We start from the raw sequence: 16,687 nt of genomic DNA on the forward strand, positions 1-16,687 counted from the left end.
GGTCCCGCCACGGTATCTAGTAAAATTATTAGTATTTTAAATTGCTTTTATGGATACCGTGGCGGGACCACGGTATGACAAGGGCATGCTATCACTTCATCAATTACAATTTAACTTGGCACAAAGAAATTTATTTGATCTAAATATTACTTTTCTTCCTTCTTCTATCACCTATATAAAAGGAGCTAACGGTTGCGGTAAAAGCTCACTGCTACGAATGATAGCGGGAATTATGCAACCTAGTAGCGGTAATATCTACTATAGAAACTGTAATATTAACAATATCGCTAAACCCTATTGTACTTATATCGGTCATAATTTAGGTCTAAAACTCGAAATGACTGTTTTTGAGAATCTAAAATTTTGGTCGGAAATTTATAATTCCGCTGAAACCCTATACGCTGCTATTCATTACTTCAAATTACACGATTTATTAGATGAAAAATGCTATAGTCTGTCTAGCGGGATGCAGAAAATCGTAGCTGTAGCAAGGCTTATTGCTTGCCAATCTGACTTATGGCTACTTGATGAAGTTGAAACTAATTTAAGCAAAGAAAATAGGGATTTACTAAATAATTTAATTGTTATGAAAGCAAATAGCGGTGGTATTGTTCTTCTATCCTCTCATCTAGAAAGCTCTATAAAATCTGCACAGACATTACAACTTGATTAAGTATTATTGTTTTGCGTATTTTTATAAATCTTCCAATGTACAATAAAAAATATAAGGCTAACTATAATCCAAATTGAACTTGTACTTACAGCACGTGCTTTAGTAACTTCTATCATTCTTATAACTAATTCTCTTTTCTTCTAGCTCTTTTGGAGGCAACCCTTTAATTGTTCATATAAATCCTTATCATATGATTTTAGCTTTAAATATTGCTCATTAGTACTATAAGTTCCTCTTTATTAGTATATTCCGGCAGAAATAATGTAATGAATGCATTAAATATAATAGAGAGCGTTATCAATAAAACTATAGTAGTAACAAAACAAACTACCATACTATAAATCTGTTTTATAAACATAATTTTTTAAATTTTTTAGTTTTTATAATTATTTACAATTAAGAGAATAAAAGTCAAAAAAAGAAAAGCAATAATTAAATTACAAAGGTTTATGAAATCTCGAATGCAAGGTTCGAATTTTCATGATATATTTTTTTAATTTAACTTTTTTGAAATGAACCTATTAACAGAATCACAATAGCATAATACGTATATATTCCGAATAAATGAAAAGTAATTAAACGAGTATATTACCGATACTCGTAATCTTTGTGTAGTTTACTAGCAAGTGCCTGCTCCCATTTGTCGCCGTTTTGCAGTAATCTTTCTTTATCGTAAATAAGTGCGGTATGAGTTAGACTTGCAAACTCAAAATTAGGTCCTTCAACTATCGCATCTACAGGACAAGCTTCTTGACACAACCCGCAATAAATACATTTTGTCATATCGATATCATAACGAGTAGTACGTCTACTGCCGTCATCTCGTTCGTCCGCTTCAATCACTATCGCTTGTGCCGGGCAAATCGCCTCACAGAGCTTACAAGCAATACAACGCTCTTCGCCGTTTTCATAGCGACGCAGTGCATGCTCACCCTTAAATCTAGGGCTAACAGGACTTTTTTCATAAGGATAATTTATGGTAACTTTGGGCTTAAAGAAATACTTTAAAGTCAAAGCCATCCCTCGTACTATCTCATATAGAAAAAACGATTTTAAATAGTTTATCATAATATTAAAAAAATACCTGTCATCCCGTGGCTTAACCACGGGATCTAGTAAAACAATTTATAGTGCTTTTAATTCGTATATTTTTTCTGGATCCCGTGGTCAAGCCACGGGATGACAATAGAGAGCAATGATACTCTCCCCCTCTAAATACTCGGTAAATTATCGGTATACATAAGCACGCTTGACACTAACACCACCCAAAATAAAGTTAGAGGTAAAAATACTTTCCAGCCAAGTCGCATTAATTGATCATAACGATATCTTGGTAAGGTCGCTCTAATCCATAAAAAGCAGAACAATAAGAATCCGACCTTAAATACAAACCAAAAGAACCCCGGAATACAATCTAACCACGATATATTAAAGGGCGGCAAGTAACCTCCTAAAAAGAAAGTCGTAGTCATTGCACTAACTAATATCATATTAGCATATTCCCCTAGGAAAAATAAAGCAAATCCCATAGAGGAATATTCAACATTATAGCCGGCGACTAGCTCCGATTCTGCTTCAGGTAAATCAAAAGGTAATCTATTTGTTTCAGCAAGCACTGAGATAAAAAACACGACGCCCATAGGTAGTAGCATTAAATCAATCCACCACTGCATTGTTCTTTGTGCTTCAATGATCCCACTTAAATTGAGAGTACCGGTAGTAAGTAGCACGGTAATAATAACCAGCCCCATCGACACTTCATAAGAAATCATTTGAGCAGATGAGCGTATAGCACCAAGGAATGCATATTTTGAGTTACTAGCCCAACCGGCAATAATAATGCCGTAAACACTTAATGAAGATATAGCAAGGATATATAAAACACCGACATTAATATCTGCAAGAACTACGCCCTTTGCAAAAGGTATAACTGCCCAGCCGATTAAACTTAATATAAAAGTTATCATCGGTGCTAAAATAAATAATATTTTATCGGAATTGGTTGGAATGATCGGCTCTTTGAATAAGAGCTTAACCGCATCGGCAATAGGCTGAAGTAATCCAAACGGACCGACAACGTTAGGTCCTCGTCGGAGCTGCATTAATCCAATAACACGACGCTCTGCATATGTTAAATACGCAACGCACAATATTAAAGGGATAGTGATTGCAACTACCTTTAGAGCGATGATAATTAACGGAAAAATATATTCAAAAAAGAGTTCTGTCATGAGAGTACCTCGGTGTCATACCGTGGCTTGACCACGGTATCCAGTAGTACAATACACGCTATATCAACATTTTTGCTGGATACCGTGGTCAAGCCACGGTATGACATTATTGTCATGCTGCCTCCTCGTCTCTTGCTTCCTTAGCCTCAACACACTTAGCCATAGTGACTGAGTTTTTACTAATTATGTCTGTCATATAATAATTAATAGGTTCCGCAGTTATAGGCTCTTTTGATAACTTATCTTTAGAGCTAAATTTAGTAAATTTATTCTCTGTAATTTTATCAATACTAGCAAATATCTTATATTCTTTAGCAAGCTTGGCTCTTACTTCTTGCAAATTATCCATTCCGATATCTATTTTTAGAGAACTGGCAAACTCTTTAATAATTTCTATATCTTCTTTAGCTATTCCTACAGGCGATACTGCTTTTTCTGCTATTTGCGGTCTTCCTTCTAAATTAACATAAATTCCGCTCTGCTCAGTATAAGCAGCCGCAGGTAAAATTACGTCAGCACTCGCAGCACCTGAATCCCCGTGATGTCCTTGATATATTATAAAAGCCGATTTCAGCTTATCAAACGGGACTTCATCAGCTCCAAGCAGGTAAGCAAGTTCCAACTCTTCGAGCTTAATAGGAGTATTAAAACCGATATCAAGACCGCCAACTATAGAAGCGTGATTATGCAATATATTAAAACCTTTCCAATCATCACGCATAATATTATATTCAGCCACTATCTTATAAATAAGCGACAATATAGCATATCCGTCATCTCTTGCATATACGCCGTCACCTAGTATAATCATCGGATATTTTGCTGCTTTAAAGGCTTTTGCAAATTCATGTTTACCGCTAGCTAACTCCTCAATTATTTTAGGGTTGCTTCCTAAATCCTGAATTCTATAAGTTTGATTATGTCCTTCGCCTATTTTTGCTATTTTTAATGAGTCGGCACGTACTCGCATGCCTATTCTGCTATTTAATATAGGTGCTATTTGTCTTGGATTCGCTCCGATTAGTAAACATAAATCAGCTTTTTCTACGCCGGCAATAGTTGTATTAAATAAATAGTTTCCTCGCTCGCTTGTATCTATTTTATAGTTAAACTGATTAACACTATAGTTATTAGAGCCAAGCTTTTGCAGTAATGCTTTTAGCATAAACATTGCTTCGACAGAAGCAAGAGAGCCGGCAATAGCGGCAATTTTCTCAGGTTTTACGGATTTAATTTTATCCGCTATAATTTTTAAAGCTTCACTCCAGCTAACTTCTACTAACTTACCGTTTTTTCTGATATAAGGGCGATCTAAACGCTGATATTTCAAACCGTCATAACTAAAGCGATTTTTATCCGAAAGCCACTCCTCATTTATTTCTTCATTAACACGAGGTAATATTCTCATTACCTCATCGCCTCTGCTATCAATGCAAATATTAGAGCCTTCAGCATCATGCACTCCAATACTAGCGGTATGTTTTAGTTCCCATTTACGGGCTTTAAAAGCATAAGGTTTGGAATTTAAAGCACCGACCGGACAAATATCTATCATATTACCGGAAATTTCAGAGTCTAAAGTTTGCTCTAAATATGAAGTTACCTCCATATGCTCGCCTCGATGAATAGCTCCCATTTCTTCTATTCCCGCTATGTCACTCGCAAATCTAATGCATCTAGTGCATTGTATACATCTAGTCATTGCTGTTTTAATCAGCGGCCCCATATATTTATCTTTAATAGATCTCTTATTTTCATGAAATCTATTAGTACCTTTGCCGTATCTAAAAGCCTGATCTTGCAGGTCGCACTCCCCACCTTGGTCACAAATAGGGCAATCTAGAGGATGGTTAATAAGTAAAAACTCCATCACCCCTTCACGTGCTTTTTTTACCATAGGCGTATCGGTATGAATAACCATACCGTTACCGGCAGGCATTGCACAAGAAGCTATAGGCTTTGGTGATTTTTCCATTTCAACCAAGCACATACGGCAATTACCGGCGATTTTTAGACGCTCATGATAACAAAAATGAGGAATTTCTTTACCTGCTTGTGTACAGGCTTGATAAACGGTGCTGCCTTCTGATACTTCTATTTCAGAACCGTCTATAGTAAGTTTTATCATCTTTTATTTTATCCAATAAGTCATAGGGTTCGGATAAGCTTGATCCTCTATCATATATTTAAAACCGATAGCAACACGAAGTATATACCAAACAGCGAGTGCAAAATACAATACTACTCCAATAATGATAAACGTAAATATGAAACATACAATCCACCCAAGAACTCCAAGACAAAAAGTACGAAATAAAAACACGTAATGACTAGTAGCAAAGTTATCACCTTTATCTTTATTGAGATATACAAAAAATATTCCAATTAACGGTAATATCGGTGCTACTATCCCGCATAGATATAATATATATACCACTATTAAATTTTTCTTACCACTCTCGGTATATTCTTTAAGATGCTTGTCCATATTTTTACCTCTTTATGTCGTTCCCGTGTGGCGTTGTTGCATGGATATCTGAGTCGTCATTGCGAGCAGTCGTAGACTGCGTAGCAATCTCATGAAATAAAACAAACTCCCGAGATTGCTTCGTCAATTGCTACGCAATTTCTCCGCAATGACGATACCAGCAAACTACCCCTTCAAACTCTCTACCACAAAATGCATAATACTGCCGTGATTTATATAATTTATCTCATTATCCGTAAATATTTGCAATATTAAATCGATTGTTCTTATTTCACCGGTTTGTTTTTTTATCACGCATTTAACAGGATTATAAGGTCTTATATTCTCGCTTAAGCCTATAATGTCAATAGTTTCTGAACCGTCTAACTTTAAATCTAATCTTGTATTATTGCCGGTAAAAGTTAGCGGTAAAATACCCATACCTACTAAATTTGAGCGATGTATTCGTTCAAAGCTCTCGGCAATCACTGCCTTTACACCAAGCAACTCAGGTCCTTTTGCTGCCCAGTCTCTAGATGAGCCGCTACCATATTCTTTACCTGCAAAAATCACTACCGGTACATCATGAGCTTTGTAATCCATAGCTGCATCGTAGATAGTTTGCTGCGTGCCACTTAATTGATTTATAGTAAAACCGCCTTCTACACCTTTACACATCTTATTTTTTATACGGATATTAGCAAATGTGCCACGCATCATCACTTTATGATTTCCTCTACGTGATCCGTAAGAGTTGAAATCTAGAGGCTCTATATGATGGTCCGTTAAATATTTAGCAGCAGGGCTGGTTTTACTAATACTACCTGCCGGCGAAATATGATCGGTAGTAATAGAATCGCCGAAAATTGCTAGAATTTTTGCAGATTTTATATCTTTTATACTATTCTCGCTGCCTATATCCTCAAAATAAGGTGGATTATTAATATAGGTACTATTCTTATCCCAATTATAATTAGAGCTAGTAGTAACCTGTAAATCTTTCCACTCTTTTGTTCCGCTAAATATATCAGAATATTTTTCTATAAACATAGAGGAATTAATTGAAGTTGCAATAACTTCATCTATCTCTTCTTTGCTTGGCCAAATATCTTTTAAATAAATATTTTCTCCTATAGGCATATTTGTTAGATCTATATTAAGAGTGCCACTAAGTGCATATGCTACGACTAAAATAGGCGAGCCGAGATAGCTTGCTTTAGTAAGTGGATTAATTCGCCCTTCAAAATTCCTATTACCAGATAAAACAGAAGCAACAACTAGCCCGTTTTTGTTAATAGTTTCCTCTATTTCCGGATTTAGAGGTCCGGAATTACCGATGCAAGTAGTGCAGCCGTAACCTACTAGATTAAACCCTAATTCATCTAAATATTTATCAAGACCTCTAAGATTCAAATATTCCGTTACGACTTTTGAACCAGGAGCAAGAGAAGTTTTAACCCAAGGCTTTACCTTTAACCCGTATTCTAGTGCTTTTTTAGCAAGAAGTGCTGCACCAATCATAACCGAAGGATTAGAAGTATTAGTACAGCTAGTAATTGCTGCAATTACCACATCGCCGTTACCGATTTCGTAATTCTGATTTGCTACGGCATATTTTTTATCAATGTCTTTATTTTCTAAAGCAAAATTCGATAATTCATGTTTAAAATTACTTGCTACATCGTTTAAGTTTACTCGATCTTGCGGACGTTTTGGACCGGCAAGTGAACTATGTACCGTGGATAAATCTAGCTCTAAAACCTCAGTATATTCTGCCTCATGCTCAAAATCATACCAAAGATTCTGCTCGGTTGCGTATTTCTCTACTAATTTGATTTGCGTTTTTTCTCTACCTGTTAGCTCTAGATATTTTATAGTTTCTTGATCAATCGGGAAAAAGCCGCAAGTAGCACCGTATTCAGGCGACATATTAGAAATGGTAGCACGATCGGCAATCGTTAGATTTTTTAGCCCCTCACCGAAAAACTCAACAAATTTACCTACTACTCTCTTTTTACGTAGCATTTCAGTAACGGTTAAAACTAAATCGGTTGCGGTAGCTATACCTATTAATTTTCCTGTTAGTTTTACACCGATTACTTCCGGTAGAATCATAGTAAGAGATTGTCCAAGCATTGCAGCTTCCGCCTCTATTCCGCCGACTCCCCAACCAAGCACCGATAATCCGTTTACCATAGTTGTATGGCTATCCGTTCCAACTAAACTATCAGGATAAGCAAGCCCGTCCTTATGCCACACGACTTTTGCTAAATATTCTAAATTTACTTGATGGCAAATACCCGTACCTGGCGGCACTACTTTAAAATTATTAAATGCTTGCTGCCCCCATTTAAGAAATGCATAACGCTCTATATTACGTTTCATTTCCATTTGAACATTTTTATCGAATGAATCCTTAGCTGCGTAAGAATCAACGCTTACGGAATGGTCTATTACCAAATCAACAGGAATAAGCGGATTAATTTTTAACGGATCGCCTCCTATTTTCTTCATCGCATCACGCATAGCAGCCAAGTCCACAATAGCAGGCACACCAGTAAAATCCTGCATCAAAACTCTTGCCGGCATAAAATCTATTTCCGCATTAGATTTTTTAGTTTTTAGCCATTCTTTAAATACAAGTAAGTTTTGCTTTGAACCATTAGAACGTAATACATTCTCAAATAATACTCTTAAACTATATGGAAGCTTTTTTAAGGGAAGTTCGATATCGCTTGCCGCTTTATTTATATCGTAAATTTTGTATGAAGTATTATCGACTGATAATTCTTTAAGATATTCTGAATTATGCACTTTTGACATTTGTTTCTCACTTGATTATGTGGAATGAACATCGTCATTGCGAGCATCCGTAGGCTGCGTGGCAATCTCGTCAAATATTCTGAGATTGCTTCGTCGAATTACTATGTAATTCTCCTCGCAATGACATCAAAATAACCTTATCCCAAAACGTAGATTTTTCAAACAAATTAATGTTGATCTGATAAAGGTTTTTGAAGTTCTAGAAGCTTAGTTGCTATTTCTGCTTCACTTAAATTCGTAACGTTAATAGCCGTTTCCGTAGCTATATTAATATAATTTGCCGTTACTTCGGTTACACCGCCGGAAATAAGATAAGTGTTTTCAGATTTATGCATATCATCTATATAAACCTGCACTAAACTGGCTTTTAAATTAACAATCATCGGAGCGTGACCCGGCAGCACTCCAAACATACCCTCCTCACCCGGCATTGTTACCATTTTAGCTTGCTTTTCAAATGCAATACTTAAAGGAGTAATTATTTTGACTAGAATTGTTTCGTTCATATTTTGGTTTATCCTTAATGTCACCCCGTGGCTTGACCACGGGGTCCAGAAAAACGACTTGCTATATTGCTACTTTCACTGGATCCCGTGGTCAAGCCACGGGGTGACAATGTCTACATCTTCAACGTCTTTGCTTTCTCAATAGCCTCGTCCATAGTTCCGACCATATAAAAAGCAGCTTCCGGTAAATCATCGTATTTACCCTCTACAAGTCCTTTAAAGCCTGCGATAGTATCAGCTAAGTTCACAAATTTGCCTTCAGCTCCGGTAAATACTTCGGCGACATGGAAAGGCTGCGATAAGAAACGCTGTATTTTTCTAGCACGCAATACGGTTAGTTTATCTTCTTCGGATAGCTCATCCATACCTAAAATAGCGATGATATCCTGCAACGATTTATAAGTTTGTAAAACTTGCTGCACTTGTCTTGCTACACTATAATGTTCTTCACCAACAATCATCGGATCAAGTACCTGAGAATTACTATCTAACGGGTCAACTGCCGGATAAATTCCAAGCTCGGCTATCTGACGGCTAAGTACTGTTGTAGCATCTAAATGTGCGAAAGAAGTAGCAGGAGCAGGATCGGTTAAATCATCTGCCGGTACATATATAGCTTGCACGGAAGTTATTGAGCCGTGCTTAGTAGAGGTGATACGCTCCTGTAGCTCTCCCATATCAGTAGCAAGAGTAGGCTGATACCCTACCGCTGACGGAATTCTACCAAGCAACGCCGATACTTCAGAACCTGCTTGAGTAAAACGGAAAATATTATCTACAAAGAATAAAACATCTTGCCCCTCATTCATATCTCTAAAACTTTCTGCAATGGTCAGGCCGCTTAACGCAACTCTTGCTCTTGCTCCAGGCGGCTCGTTCATTTGCCCGTAAACTAAAACTACTTTTGACTTTTCAGGCTCTTCAAGGTTAATAATACCCGAGTTAATCATTTCATGGTAAAGATCATTACCTTCTCTAGTTCTCTCACCGACTCCTGCAAATACCGTATAACCGCCGTGGGCCTTAGCTACGTTATTAATAAGCTCCATAATTAACACGGTTTTACCTACTCCTGCACCACCGAATAGTCCTATTTTACCGCCTTTAGTATAAGGAGCAAGTAAATCAACAACTTTAATACCGGTTACTAATATATTACGCTCGGTTGACTGATTGGTAAAATCAGGAGCAGGCTTATATATAGAAGAAATATTTGAGCTTTTAATGTCTCCTTTACCGTCAATTGGCTCACCTACAACATTCATAATACGCCCAAGCGTATCAGTACCTACAGGAATACGAATAGGACTGTCTGTATCTATTACTTCTACGCCCCGCACTAATCCTTCAGTAGAATCCATAGCAATACAACGCACCGTATCATCGCCTATATGTTGTGCTACTTCCAGTACTATCCTTTGTTTATCGTTATAGCACTCTAGAGCATTTAAAATTTCCGGTAACTCACCGTTATTCGTAAATTTTACATCCACCACCGCTGAAATAATCTGAGTAATTTTACCGATATTTTTTGTCATAATTTTTTCTTTTGTTATAATTTGTCATCCCGTGGCTTGATTGCGGGATCCAGGCTTCTCTTTACTTTTTAATGGATCCCGTGGTCAAGCCCACGGGAGATGACACAGCCTTATACCTAAACCGCCTCAGAACCAGCTATAATCTCTATCAACTCCGTAGTAATAATAGCCTGTCTTGATCTATTCAACTTTAAAACTAACTTGCTTATTAAATCATTAGCATTATTTGTTGCATTTTCCATAGCGGTCATTCTAGCTCCCTCCTCACTTGCTCTACTTTGTAGTAAAGCATAATTTATTTGGGAATTCACATATAAATTAATTAGATTAGAAATTAGATTCTCCCCCTCATATTCATAATGATCATTTTCTACTGCAGAATCATCTTGATATTTTTCTACCGGTAAAACCTGCTGCTTAGTCATAATTTGAGTCATTGCGTTCTTAAATTTATTAAAATATATAACACAATTACTAACTTCTAGATTTTCTACTGCCGACATAATTTTTTGTTTTACTTGTAGCATCAGATTTTCATCATGAATTTTGGGTAACTCAAAATAACTATCAATATAATTTACATAGTGCCTTTTTAGTGCTTCGTAACCTTTTTTTCCAATAATGATAAGTTTTATTTGTTCGCCTTTATTTTCTAACTCTTTAATATCATTCTTAACTTGTTTAATTATACTGTAATTAAACGTTCCGCATAAACCACGCTGTGATGTCATAACTATCAATAAATTTGCTTTATTCGGCACGGTATTAAAAAATTTCTGCTCTTCTATAGATAACTCATACATATCAATTGATAATATAGCAGACATCATTTTACTAATAGCCTCAATATAAAAATTTGAATTGGCTATTTGACTTTTTATTTTTGCCATTTTAGAAGCTGATACTAGTTGCATTGCTTTAGTAATCTTTTGTGTAGATTTAACGCTTTTAATTCTAGTTCTTAACTGCTTTAAATTTAACATAATAGTTTTTTGGTTTTTCCATTGTCACCCCGTGGCTTGACCACGGGGTCCAGTATTTTTAACTTATTTTACTGGATGCCGTGATCAAGTCACGGCATGACACAGTAGGCTTTTACGAAATTTTCTAAAAATGCTTTTAGTTTTTGCTCGGTTTCTTCGGTTATACGTTGCTCGTTTTTTATTGATTCCAAAATATCTTTTTTATTTAACCTTATCTCCGTAAGCATTTTATCTTCAAATTCTTTTACTTTCTGAAGCGGTACATCATTTAAATATTTCTTAGTCCCGACATAAATACTTACTATTTGTTCTTCTACCGGAAAAGGATGATATTGAGCTTGTTTTAATATCTCAACTAATCTTTTACCGTGATCGATTTGTGCTTTAGTGGCAGGGTCTAGATCTGATCCAAATTGCAAGAAAGACTCAAGCTCTCTAAATTGAGCAAGTTCTAGCTTTACCGAACCTGCTACCTGCTTCATAGCCTTTATTTGTGCCGCAGAACCAACACGGCTTACCGAAATGCCGACATTAACGGCAGGTCTTACGCCTTTATAAAATAGCTCGCTTTCTAAGAAAATTTGACCGTCGGTAATTGAAATAACATTTGTTGGGATATATGCGGATACGTCACCTGCTTGCGTCTCAATTATAGGAAGAGCAGTAAGTGAACCGCTGCCTTTTTCCTCTGACATTTTAGCAGCTCTCTCAAGCAATCTTGAATGCAGGTAGAACACGTCACCGGGATACGCTTCTCGCCCGGGAGGTCTTCTAAGTAATAATGAGATTTGTCTATATGCAACGGCATGCTTACTTAAATCATCATAAATAATAAGTGCGTGCATGCCGTTATCACGAAAATATTCACCCATGCTACAGGCAGAATAAGGGGCAATGAATTGAAGAGCCGCAGCTTCTGATGCAGTAGCCGAAACAACGATTGTATAGTCCATGGCTCCGGCATCTTCTAATTTCTTTACTATCTGTGCAACACTTGATCTTTTCTGCCCAATAGCTACATAAATACAATAAATTTTATCACTTTCATTAGTAAGTGAATGGGCTTGTTTTTGATTGATAATAGTATCGACGGCTATAGCTGTTTTTCCGGTTTGCCTATCACCGATTATTAACTCTCTTTGCCCTCTACCTATTGGGATTAACGAATCTATAGCCTTTATTCCGGTTTGTACGGGTTCGCTTACGCTCGTTCTTTCTATTATTCCCGGAGCCTTCATCTCGATATGTCTGTACTCTTTACTTGCAATATCGCCTTTGCCGTCAATAGGATTACCTAGAGCATCAACAACACGACCAAGCAAAACTTTTCCTACCGGTACTTCTAAAACTTCTTTAGTTCTTTTGACATTATCGCCTTGCTGTACTTGGTTATCATCCCCCATAATTACAGCACCGACGCTATCATTCTCCAAATTTAAAACAAGCCCCTTAACACCGGATTTAAATTCTACCACTTCACCAGATTTTACATTAGCAAGACCGTAAATTTTGGCTATACCGTCACCGACGGTTATTACCTGCCCTATTTCCTCAAACTCACTTAAGCAATTAATATTAGCTATTTCCTTTTGTAATATTTCAGCTACTTCAATAGGCTTTAGTTTCATGTGGTTTACGTCTCCTAATTTTCTTGTCATTGCGAACGAGCATTACCCATGTGGATACTAAGTCGTCATTGCGAGCAGCCGTAGGCTGCGTGGCAATCTCATAAAATATCCTGAGATTGCTTCGTCAATTACTTCGTAATTTCCTCGCAATGACTATATAAATATCTATGCAGCAATATTAACTTTCTTTAAAGCTTTCGTTATTTTCTCTAAACTACCTTTTATTGAGTAATCTTGCAACATACTATCATATTTAATTACAATACCGCCAATAATAGTACTATCTATATCAAATAATATTTCTGTTTTTTGATTTAATTCTTTTTCTATACGAGATTTAATCCACTCCTGCTCTTTAGGTTGTAACTTATTTGCAGAAATAACCTGAACTATCTTTATATTTTTACTTTCATATAGTAAAGTACTATAAGCATCTACTATATTAGATAAAATAGCAGTACGAGAATTTTTTACCAATAACAATAAAAAATTTTGTACTATTGTGCTAATTTTGATATTTTTTGCTAACGAATTGACTGCGTTAATTTTGTCGTTCTTATTTACTATAGGAGAAAATAGGAACTCTCTAATATCAAAATTATCAGTAATTATAAGGTTTATAGAAGTAATTTCTTCAAAGATCTTATCTTGTATATTATCAATCATAGCGTTATTAAATAATGCTACTGCATAATTCTCGATTAAATTACCTTTGTTCATTTTTTTAATTATATTTAAATATGTATTGCTCTATCATAAGCGGCGAGTACTGATTCATGCATCATTTCCGATAAAGTCGGATGCGGGAAGATAGTGTTAATTAAATCCAACTCCGTTCCTTCTAAATTTTTTGAAACCACATATCCTTGTATTAATTCCGTAACTTCCGAACCTATCATATGAGCTCCGAGCAACTCACCCGTCTTAGCATCAAATATAGTTTTAATTAAGCCATCACTATCACCGCTTACTAAAGCCTTACCGTTAGCTATAAAAGGAAATCTGCCTATTTTAAGCTCATAACCTAAGGTTTTTGCTGCTTCTTCAGTCAAACCGACGCTTGCTATTTGCGGCGAAGAATAAGTGCAACCGGGAATATTATGTTTATTAATAGCATGCGGTTTTAAGCCCGCTATGCTTTCCGCTGCAATAATACCTTCATGGCTTGCTTTATGAGCTAAACAAGGCACTCCTGCTACATCGCCTATAGCATAAATTCCTGATTCCGTAGTTTGCATTAACCCGTTAGTAGTTATATAGCCGTTTTCTACTTTAATTTTTGTTTTCTCAAGACCTAAATTTTCCGTATTAGCTGTAATACCTACTGCCATAAGTAAAATTTCAGCTTGTAATTTTTGTGTTTTACCTGCTAACTCTAACTCAACTTCTATCGTATCTTTTGTTTTTGTTTGCTTAATTAACTTAGCATTTGTAATAATTTTTATACCTTTCTTCTCAAAGCTCTTATGAACGATTCCGGCAATTTCCGTATCTTCAGCCGGCAATATTCTATTATGTGCCTCAATTACGGTAACATCCACACCGATACTATTATAAAATGAAGCGAATTCTATACCTATTGCACCTGAACCGACAATAATAATAGATTTCGGCACATGCTGTGGTATCATAGCTTCCTTAGACGTCCAAATTTGTTTACCGTCAGGCTCAAAGCCTTTTAAAACCCTAGATCTTGCTCCGGTAGCTATAATAATATTTTCTGCTTTTACTGTAGGTTTATCATTTATATTTATTACCTTATTTCCTGCAAGACTTGCTACTCCGTCTACCACGGTAACTTTGTTTTTTTTCAGTAGTAACTTAACACCGCCTGCAAGCTTATTTGAAATCTCTCTTGAGTGTTCGACTATTTTCTTAATGTTGATTTCAGCACCTTTAGCATCAATTCCATAATCTTTAGCATGTTTTATATATTCAAAAACCTCAGCAGATTTAAGCAGGGATTTAGTCGGTATACATCCCCAATTAAGGCACACCCCTCCTAAATGTTCTTTTTCTATTAATATAACTTTTTTCTTTAATTGTGCTGCTCTAATTGCTGCAACATATCCACCTGGACCACCGCCTATAACGACTACATCGTATTGTTCCATTTTATTTTTATTTTGTTAGTTTGTTTGTTATGAGCATTAACGTCATTGCGAGAAGATGCGTAGCATCGACTCGGCAATCTCAGGAATCATACACTATCTCCTGAGATTGCCACGCTCCTTTCAGTTGCTCGCAATGACGAAGAAAATGACACTAGAGTATACTACTCTTCAGCATCCATCTGTTTTTTTCATGCACTTTAATTCGTCCAATAATCATATCGGCTGTACCCTCATCGCCCTCTGCTTGTGCTACTTTGAGTCCCTTATATAATGTATCTCTAATAATATCTTGATCTTTTGTTAGACTTTTAAGCATTTCATTTGCTGTTGCGTTTGGATTTGCCTCATCTACAGATGCAAGTTTTATTAAATCTGATAATGCGGGGACTTTAGCACCTAAACTTCTTATTCTTTCAGCAAGCTCATCTAAGCTTTCAGCTAAATCTTCATACTGCCCCTCAAATAATAAATGTAGACTTCTAAACTCTGCTCCTTCTACATTCCAATGATAATTTTGTGTTTTAAAATATAAAGCATAACTATCTGCTAAAATTTGTTCTAAAGCTTTTACTACTTGCATAATACCCTCAAATTTCTATGAACTTTTTGAGTTTATAACATTTCTTTATATACTTCAAGCAATATTGAAATTTATATAATTTCACCTAATTGCAATGATTATATATTAATTATTAATTTTTGTTAATAATTTCTTGACTATCAAATAAGTACTGCTTATCATTCACTTCAATTTTAAAAATCCAAAAGAATAGCAAAATAGATACATCAATTAACTTCATTTTTAACCACTGTGGCAAGAATTACTACAGCAAGAGCAACAATTGGAGACCAAGAATATAATATGCTTCAAATAGGATATAACGGAGAAAATTATTATAAGATCCTACTACAAAAAATTTAATTGTATCGAATTGTCTTAAAAACAATATGGCAGCGATGGAGTGTAGCAAAGGAATTGAATTATTAAATAGCGATATCATGAACCTAATATTTAGAGGGTTTTTCAAAGTAAAGAAAGCGTTAACTATAGACGAGGCTATTATTACTGCAGTTAATGATAATGGAGATGATATACGAGATTATATATTTAAAAAACAAGGTGATAATACTTTTGTGTATGAGGAAGCATTGATGAAAATATGTCAAGAAAATTTTCGTTATTATTCTGATCCACAAAATTATACTAAAATTTTAAACCCTACTATTGAGTATATACTTAATACTGCAGCAACTAATAACCCTATTACTATAGGGTAAAGGATGCGAAATATTTGAGGTACTTAAAGGAAATAATTTGAATGGAATTTCTTCAGAAATAAAGGATTTAATAGCTAACCCGATATCTAGGCACTACTCAAGGTACTAGCACAATAGAAAACTTAGTAGAACTCATAACAAAAGACTTACCTGAAATAGCAGCTAATACGATTAATAACACAATAACAAGCTCTACTGCCAAAATTTCTGAATCAATCTTTTCCAATAACACTGAAAGTTGGACTGAAACGGGAATAAATTTAATTAATAACACCGTAGCAAACCTTACTAATACTGATTTCAATACAACTTACAACTCTCAAGAAAATATGTTTGATGAGAGTGATAACGATAATTCCTTAGTTGCTCCATATATAAGCATTGGCACAGCTGTAGTTGCCTCCATAGCTGTTATAATAGGTGCAGGAATAACTTACCCCGATTAT

The 16,687-nt window shown here is 35.6% G+C and carries 15 protein-coding genes; 2 read left to right on the forward strand and 13 right to left on the reverse strand.

The genetic code is table 11. The features are described from left to right. Positions 1 to 85 precede the first annotated feature (85 nt). Positions 86 to 673, forward strand: a complete 588-nt coding sequence (gene ccmA / locus RMONA_RS00825; RefSeq protein ID WP_032139087.1) for a heme ABC exporter ATP-binding protein CcmA — start codon at positions 86 to 88, stop codon at positions 671 to 673. Between the two features lie 202 nt (positions 674 to 875). Here the strand turns inward: ccmA and RMONA_RS09020 are convergent, their stop codons facing one another. The 13 genes from RMONA_RS09020 to RMONA_RS00885 form a co-directional block, all read right to left on the reverse strand. Then, on the reverse strand, positions 876 to 1,031 hold the full coding sequence (locus RMONA_RS09020) for a hypothetical protein (protein ID WP_023507211.1): 156 nt from the start codon (positions 1,029 to 1,031) through the stop codon (positions 876 to 878). A 230-nt stretch (positions 1,032 to 1,261) separates the two neighbouring features. Next, complete coding sequence (nuoI, locus tag RMONA_RS00830) at positions 1,262 to 1,741, reverse strand: NADH-quinone oxidoreductase subunit NuoI (RefSeq protein ID WP_023507212.1); 480 nt, start codon at positions 1,739 to 1,741, stop codon at positions 1,262 to 1,264. 143 nt (positions 1,742 to 1,884) lie between these two features. After that, on the reverse strand, positions 1,885 to 2,904 hold the full coding sequence (gene nuoH / locus RMONA_RS00835; RefSeq protein ID WP_008579380.1) for an NADH-quinone oxidoreductase subunit NuoH: 1,020 nt from the start codon (positions 2,902 to 2,904) through the stop codon (positions 1,885 to 1,887). Positions 2,905 to 3,016: 112 nt separating this feature from the next. After that, entirely contained in the window at positions 3,017 to 5,032 is a 2,016-nt protein-coding gene (nuoG, locus tag RMONA_RS00840) for an NADH-quinone oxidoreductase subunit NuoG (protein ID WP_023507214.1), read from the reverse strand. 3 nt (positions 5,033 to 5,035) lie between these two features. Next, positions 5,036 to 5,392: a DUF4870 family protein gene (locus RMONA_RS00845; protein ID WP_023507215.1), complete on the reverse strand. Its 357-nt coding sequence runs from the start codon at positions 5,390 to 5,392 to the stop codon at positions 5,036 to 5,038. Positions 5,393 to 5,557: 165 nt separating this feature from the next. Next, entirely contained in the window at positions 5,558 to 8,194 is a 2,637-nt protein-coding gene (gene acnA / locus RMONA_RS00850) for an aconitate hydratase AcnA (RefSeq protein ID WP_023507216.1), read from the reverse strand. A 167-nt stretch (positions 8,195 to 8,361) separates the two neighbouring features. Next, complete coding sequence (locus RMONA_RS00855; protein WP_023507217.1) at positions 8,362 to 8,700, reverse strand: F0F1 ATP synthase subunit epsilon; 339 nt, start codon at positions 8,698 to 8,700, stop codon at positions 8,362 to 8,364. A gap of 113 nt (positions 8,701 to 8,813) precedes the next feature. Beyond that, positions 8,814 to 10,238, reverse strand: a complete 1,425-nt coding sequence (gene atpD / locus RMONA_RS00860; protein ID WP_023507218.1) for a F0F1 ATP synthase subunit beta — start codon at positions 10,236 to 10,238, stop codon at positions 8,814 to 8,816. A 116-nt stretch (positions 10,239 to 10,354) separates the two neighbouring features. Then, positions 10,355 to 11,221 (reverse strand): ATP synthase F1 subunit gamma, encoded by an 867-nt coding sequence (gene atpG, locus RMONA_RS00865; RefSeq protein WP_023507219.1) that lies wholly within the window; start codon positions 11,219 to 11,221, stop codon positions 10,355 to 10,357. A gap of 89 nt (positions 11,222 to 11,310) precedes the next feature. Further along, on the reverse strand, positions 11,311 to 12,849 hold the full coding sequence (atpA, locus tag RMONA_RS00870; RefSeq protein ID WP_023507220.1) for a F0F1 ATP synthase subunit alpha: 1,539 nt from the start codon (positions 12,847 to 12,849) through the stop codon (positions 11,311 to 11,313). Positions 12,850 to 13,014: 165 nt separating this feature from the next. Beyond that, positions 13,015 to 13,569 carry an ATP synthase F1 subunit delta gene (gene atpH / locus RMONA_RS00875; RefSeq protein ID WP_023507221.1) on the reverse strand — a complete coding sequence of 185 codons (555 nt, stop codon included), beginning with the start codon at positions 13,567 to 13,569 and terminating at the stop codon, positions 13,015 to 13,017. 14 nt (positions 13,570 to 13,583) lie between these two features. Continuing rightward, on the reverse strand, positions 13,584 to 14,963 hold the full coding sequence (gene lpdA / locus RMONA_RS00880; RefSeq protein ID WP_023507222.1) for a dihydrolipoyl dehydrogenase: 1,380 nt from the start codon (positions 14,961 to 14,963) through the stop codon (positions 13,584 to 13,586). A gap of 151 nt (positions 14,964 to 15,114) precedes the next feature. Next, positions 15,115 to 15,543 (reverse strand): Dps family protein, encoded by a 429-nt coding sequence (locus RMONA_RS00885; protein WP_023507223.1) that lies wholly within the window; start codon positions 15,541 to 15,543, stop codon positions 15,115 to 15,117. Positions 15,544 to 15,911: 368 nt separating this feature from the next. On the opposite strand from RMONA_RS00885, the gene RMONA_RS09965 reads away from it, so the two are divergent. After that, positions 15,912 to 16,241 carry a hypothetical protein gene (locus RMONA_RS09965; RefSeq protein WP_023507224.1) on the forward strand — a complete coding sequence of 110 codons (330 nt, stop codon included), beginning with the start codon at positions 15,912 to 15,914 and terminating at the stop codon, positions 16,239 to 16,241. The last annotated feature ends 446 nt before the right edge of the window (positions 16,242 to 16,687 follow it).

The sequence above is a fragment of the Rickettsia monacensis genome, assembly GCF_000499665.2.
Taxonomy (GTDB): Bacteria; Pseudomonadota; Alphaproteobacteria; order Rickettsiales; family Rickettsiaceae; genus Rickettsia; species Rickettsia tamurae.

Bases quoted from the DNA above. Each gene is read 5' to 3' on its own strand.
- ccmA (WP_032139087.1), top strand. From the start codon at position 86: ATGCTATCACTTCATCAATTACAATTTAACTTGGCACAAAGAAATTTA.
- RMONA_RS09020 (WP_023507211.1), bottom strand. From the start codon at position 1,031: ATGTTTATAAAACAGATTTATAGTATGGTAGTTTGTTTTGTTACTACT.
- nuoI (WP_023507212.1), bottom strand. From the start codon at position 1,741: ATGATAAACTATTTAAAATCGTTTTTTCTATATGAGATAGTACGAGGG.
- nuoH (WP_008579380.1), bottom strand. From the start codon at position 2,904: ATGACAGAACTCTTTTTTGAATATATTTTTCCGTTAATTATCATCGCT.
- nuoG (WP_023507214.1), bottom strand. From the start codon at position 5,032: ATGATAAAACTTACTATAGACGGTTCTGAAATAGAAGTATCAGAAGGC.
- RMONA_RS00845 (WP_023507215.1), bottom strand. From the start codon at position 5,392: ATGGACAAGCATCTTAAAGAATATACCGAGAGTGGTAAGAAAAATTTA.
- acnA (WP_023507216.1), bottom strand. From the start codon at position 8,194: ATGTCAAAAGTGCATAATTCAGAATATCTTAAAGAATTATCAGTCGAT.
- RMONA_RS00855 (WP_023507217.1), bottom strand. From the start codon at position 8,700: ATGAACGAAACAATTCTAGTCAAAATAATTACTCCTTTAAGTATTGCA.
- atpD (WP_023507218.1), bottom strand. From the start codon at position 10,238: ATGACAAAAAATATCGGTAAAATTACTCAGATTATTTCAGCGGTGGTG.
- atpG (WP_023507219.1), bottom strand. From the start codon at position 11,221: ATGTTAAATTTAAAGCAGTTAAGAACTAGAATTAAAAGCGTTAAATCT.
- atpA (WP_023507220.1), bottom strand. From the start codon at position 12,849: ATGAAACTAAAGCCTATTGAAGTAGCTGAAATATTACAAAAGGAAATA.
- atpH (WP_023507221.1), bottom strand. From the start codon at position 13,569: ATGAACAAAGGTAATTTAATCGAGAATTATGCAGTAGCATTATTTAAT.
- lpdA (WP_023507222.1), bottom strand. From the start codon at position 14,963: ATGGAACAATACGATGTAGTCGTTATAGGCGGTGGTCCAGGTGGATAT.
- RMONA_RS00885 (WP_023507223.1), bottom strand. From the start codon at position 15,543: ATGCAAGTAGTAAAAGCTTTAGAACAAATTTTAGCAGATAGTTATGCT.
- RMONA_RS09965 (WP_023507224.1), top strand. From the start codon at position 15,912: ATGGCAGCGATGGAGTGTAGCAAAGGAATTGAATTATTAAATAGCGAT.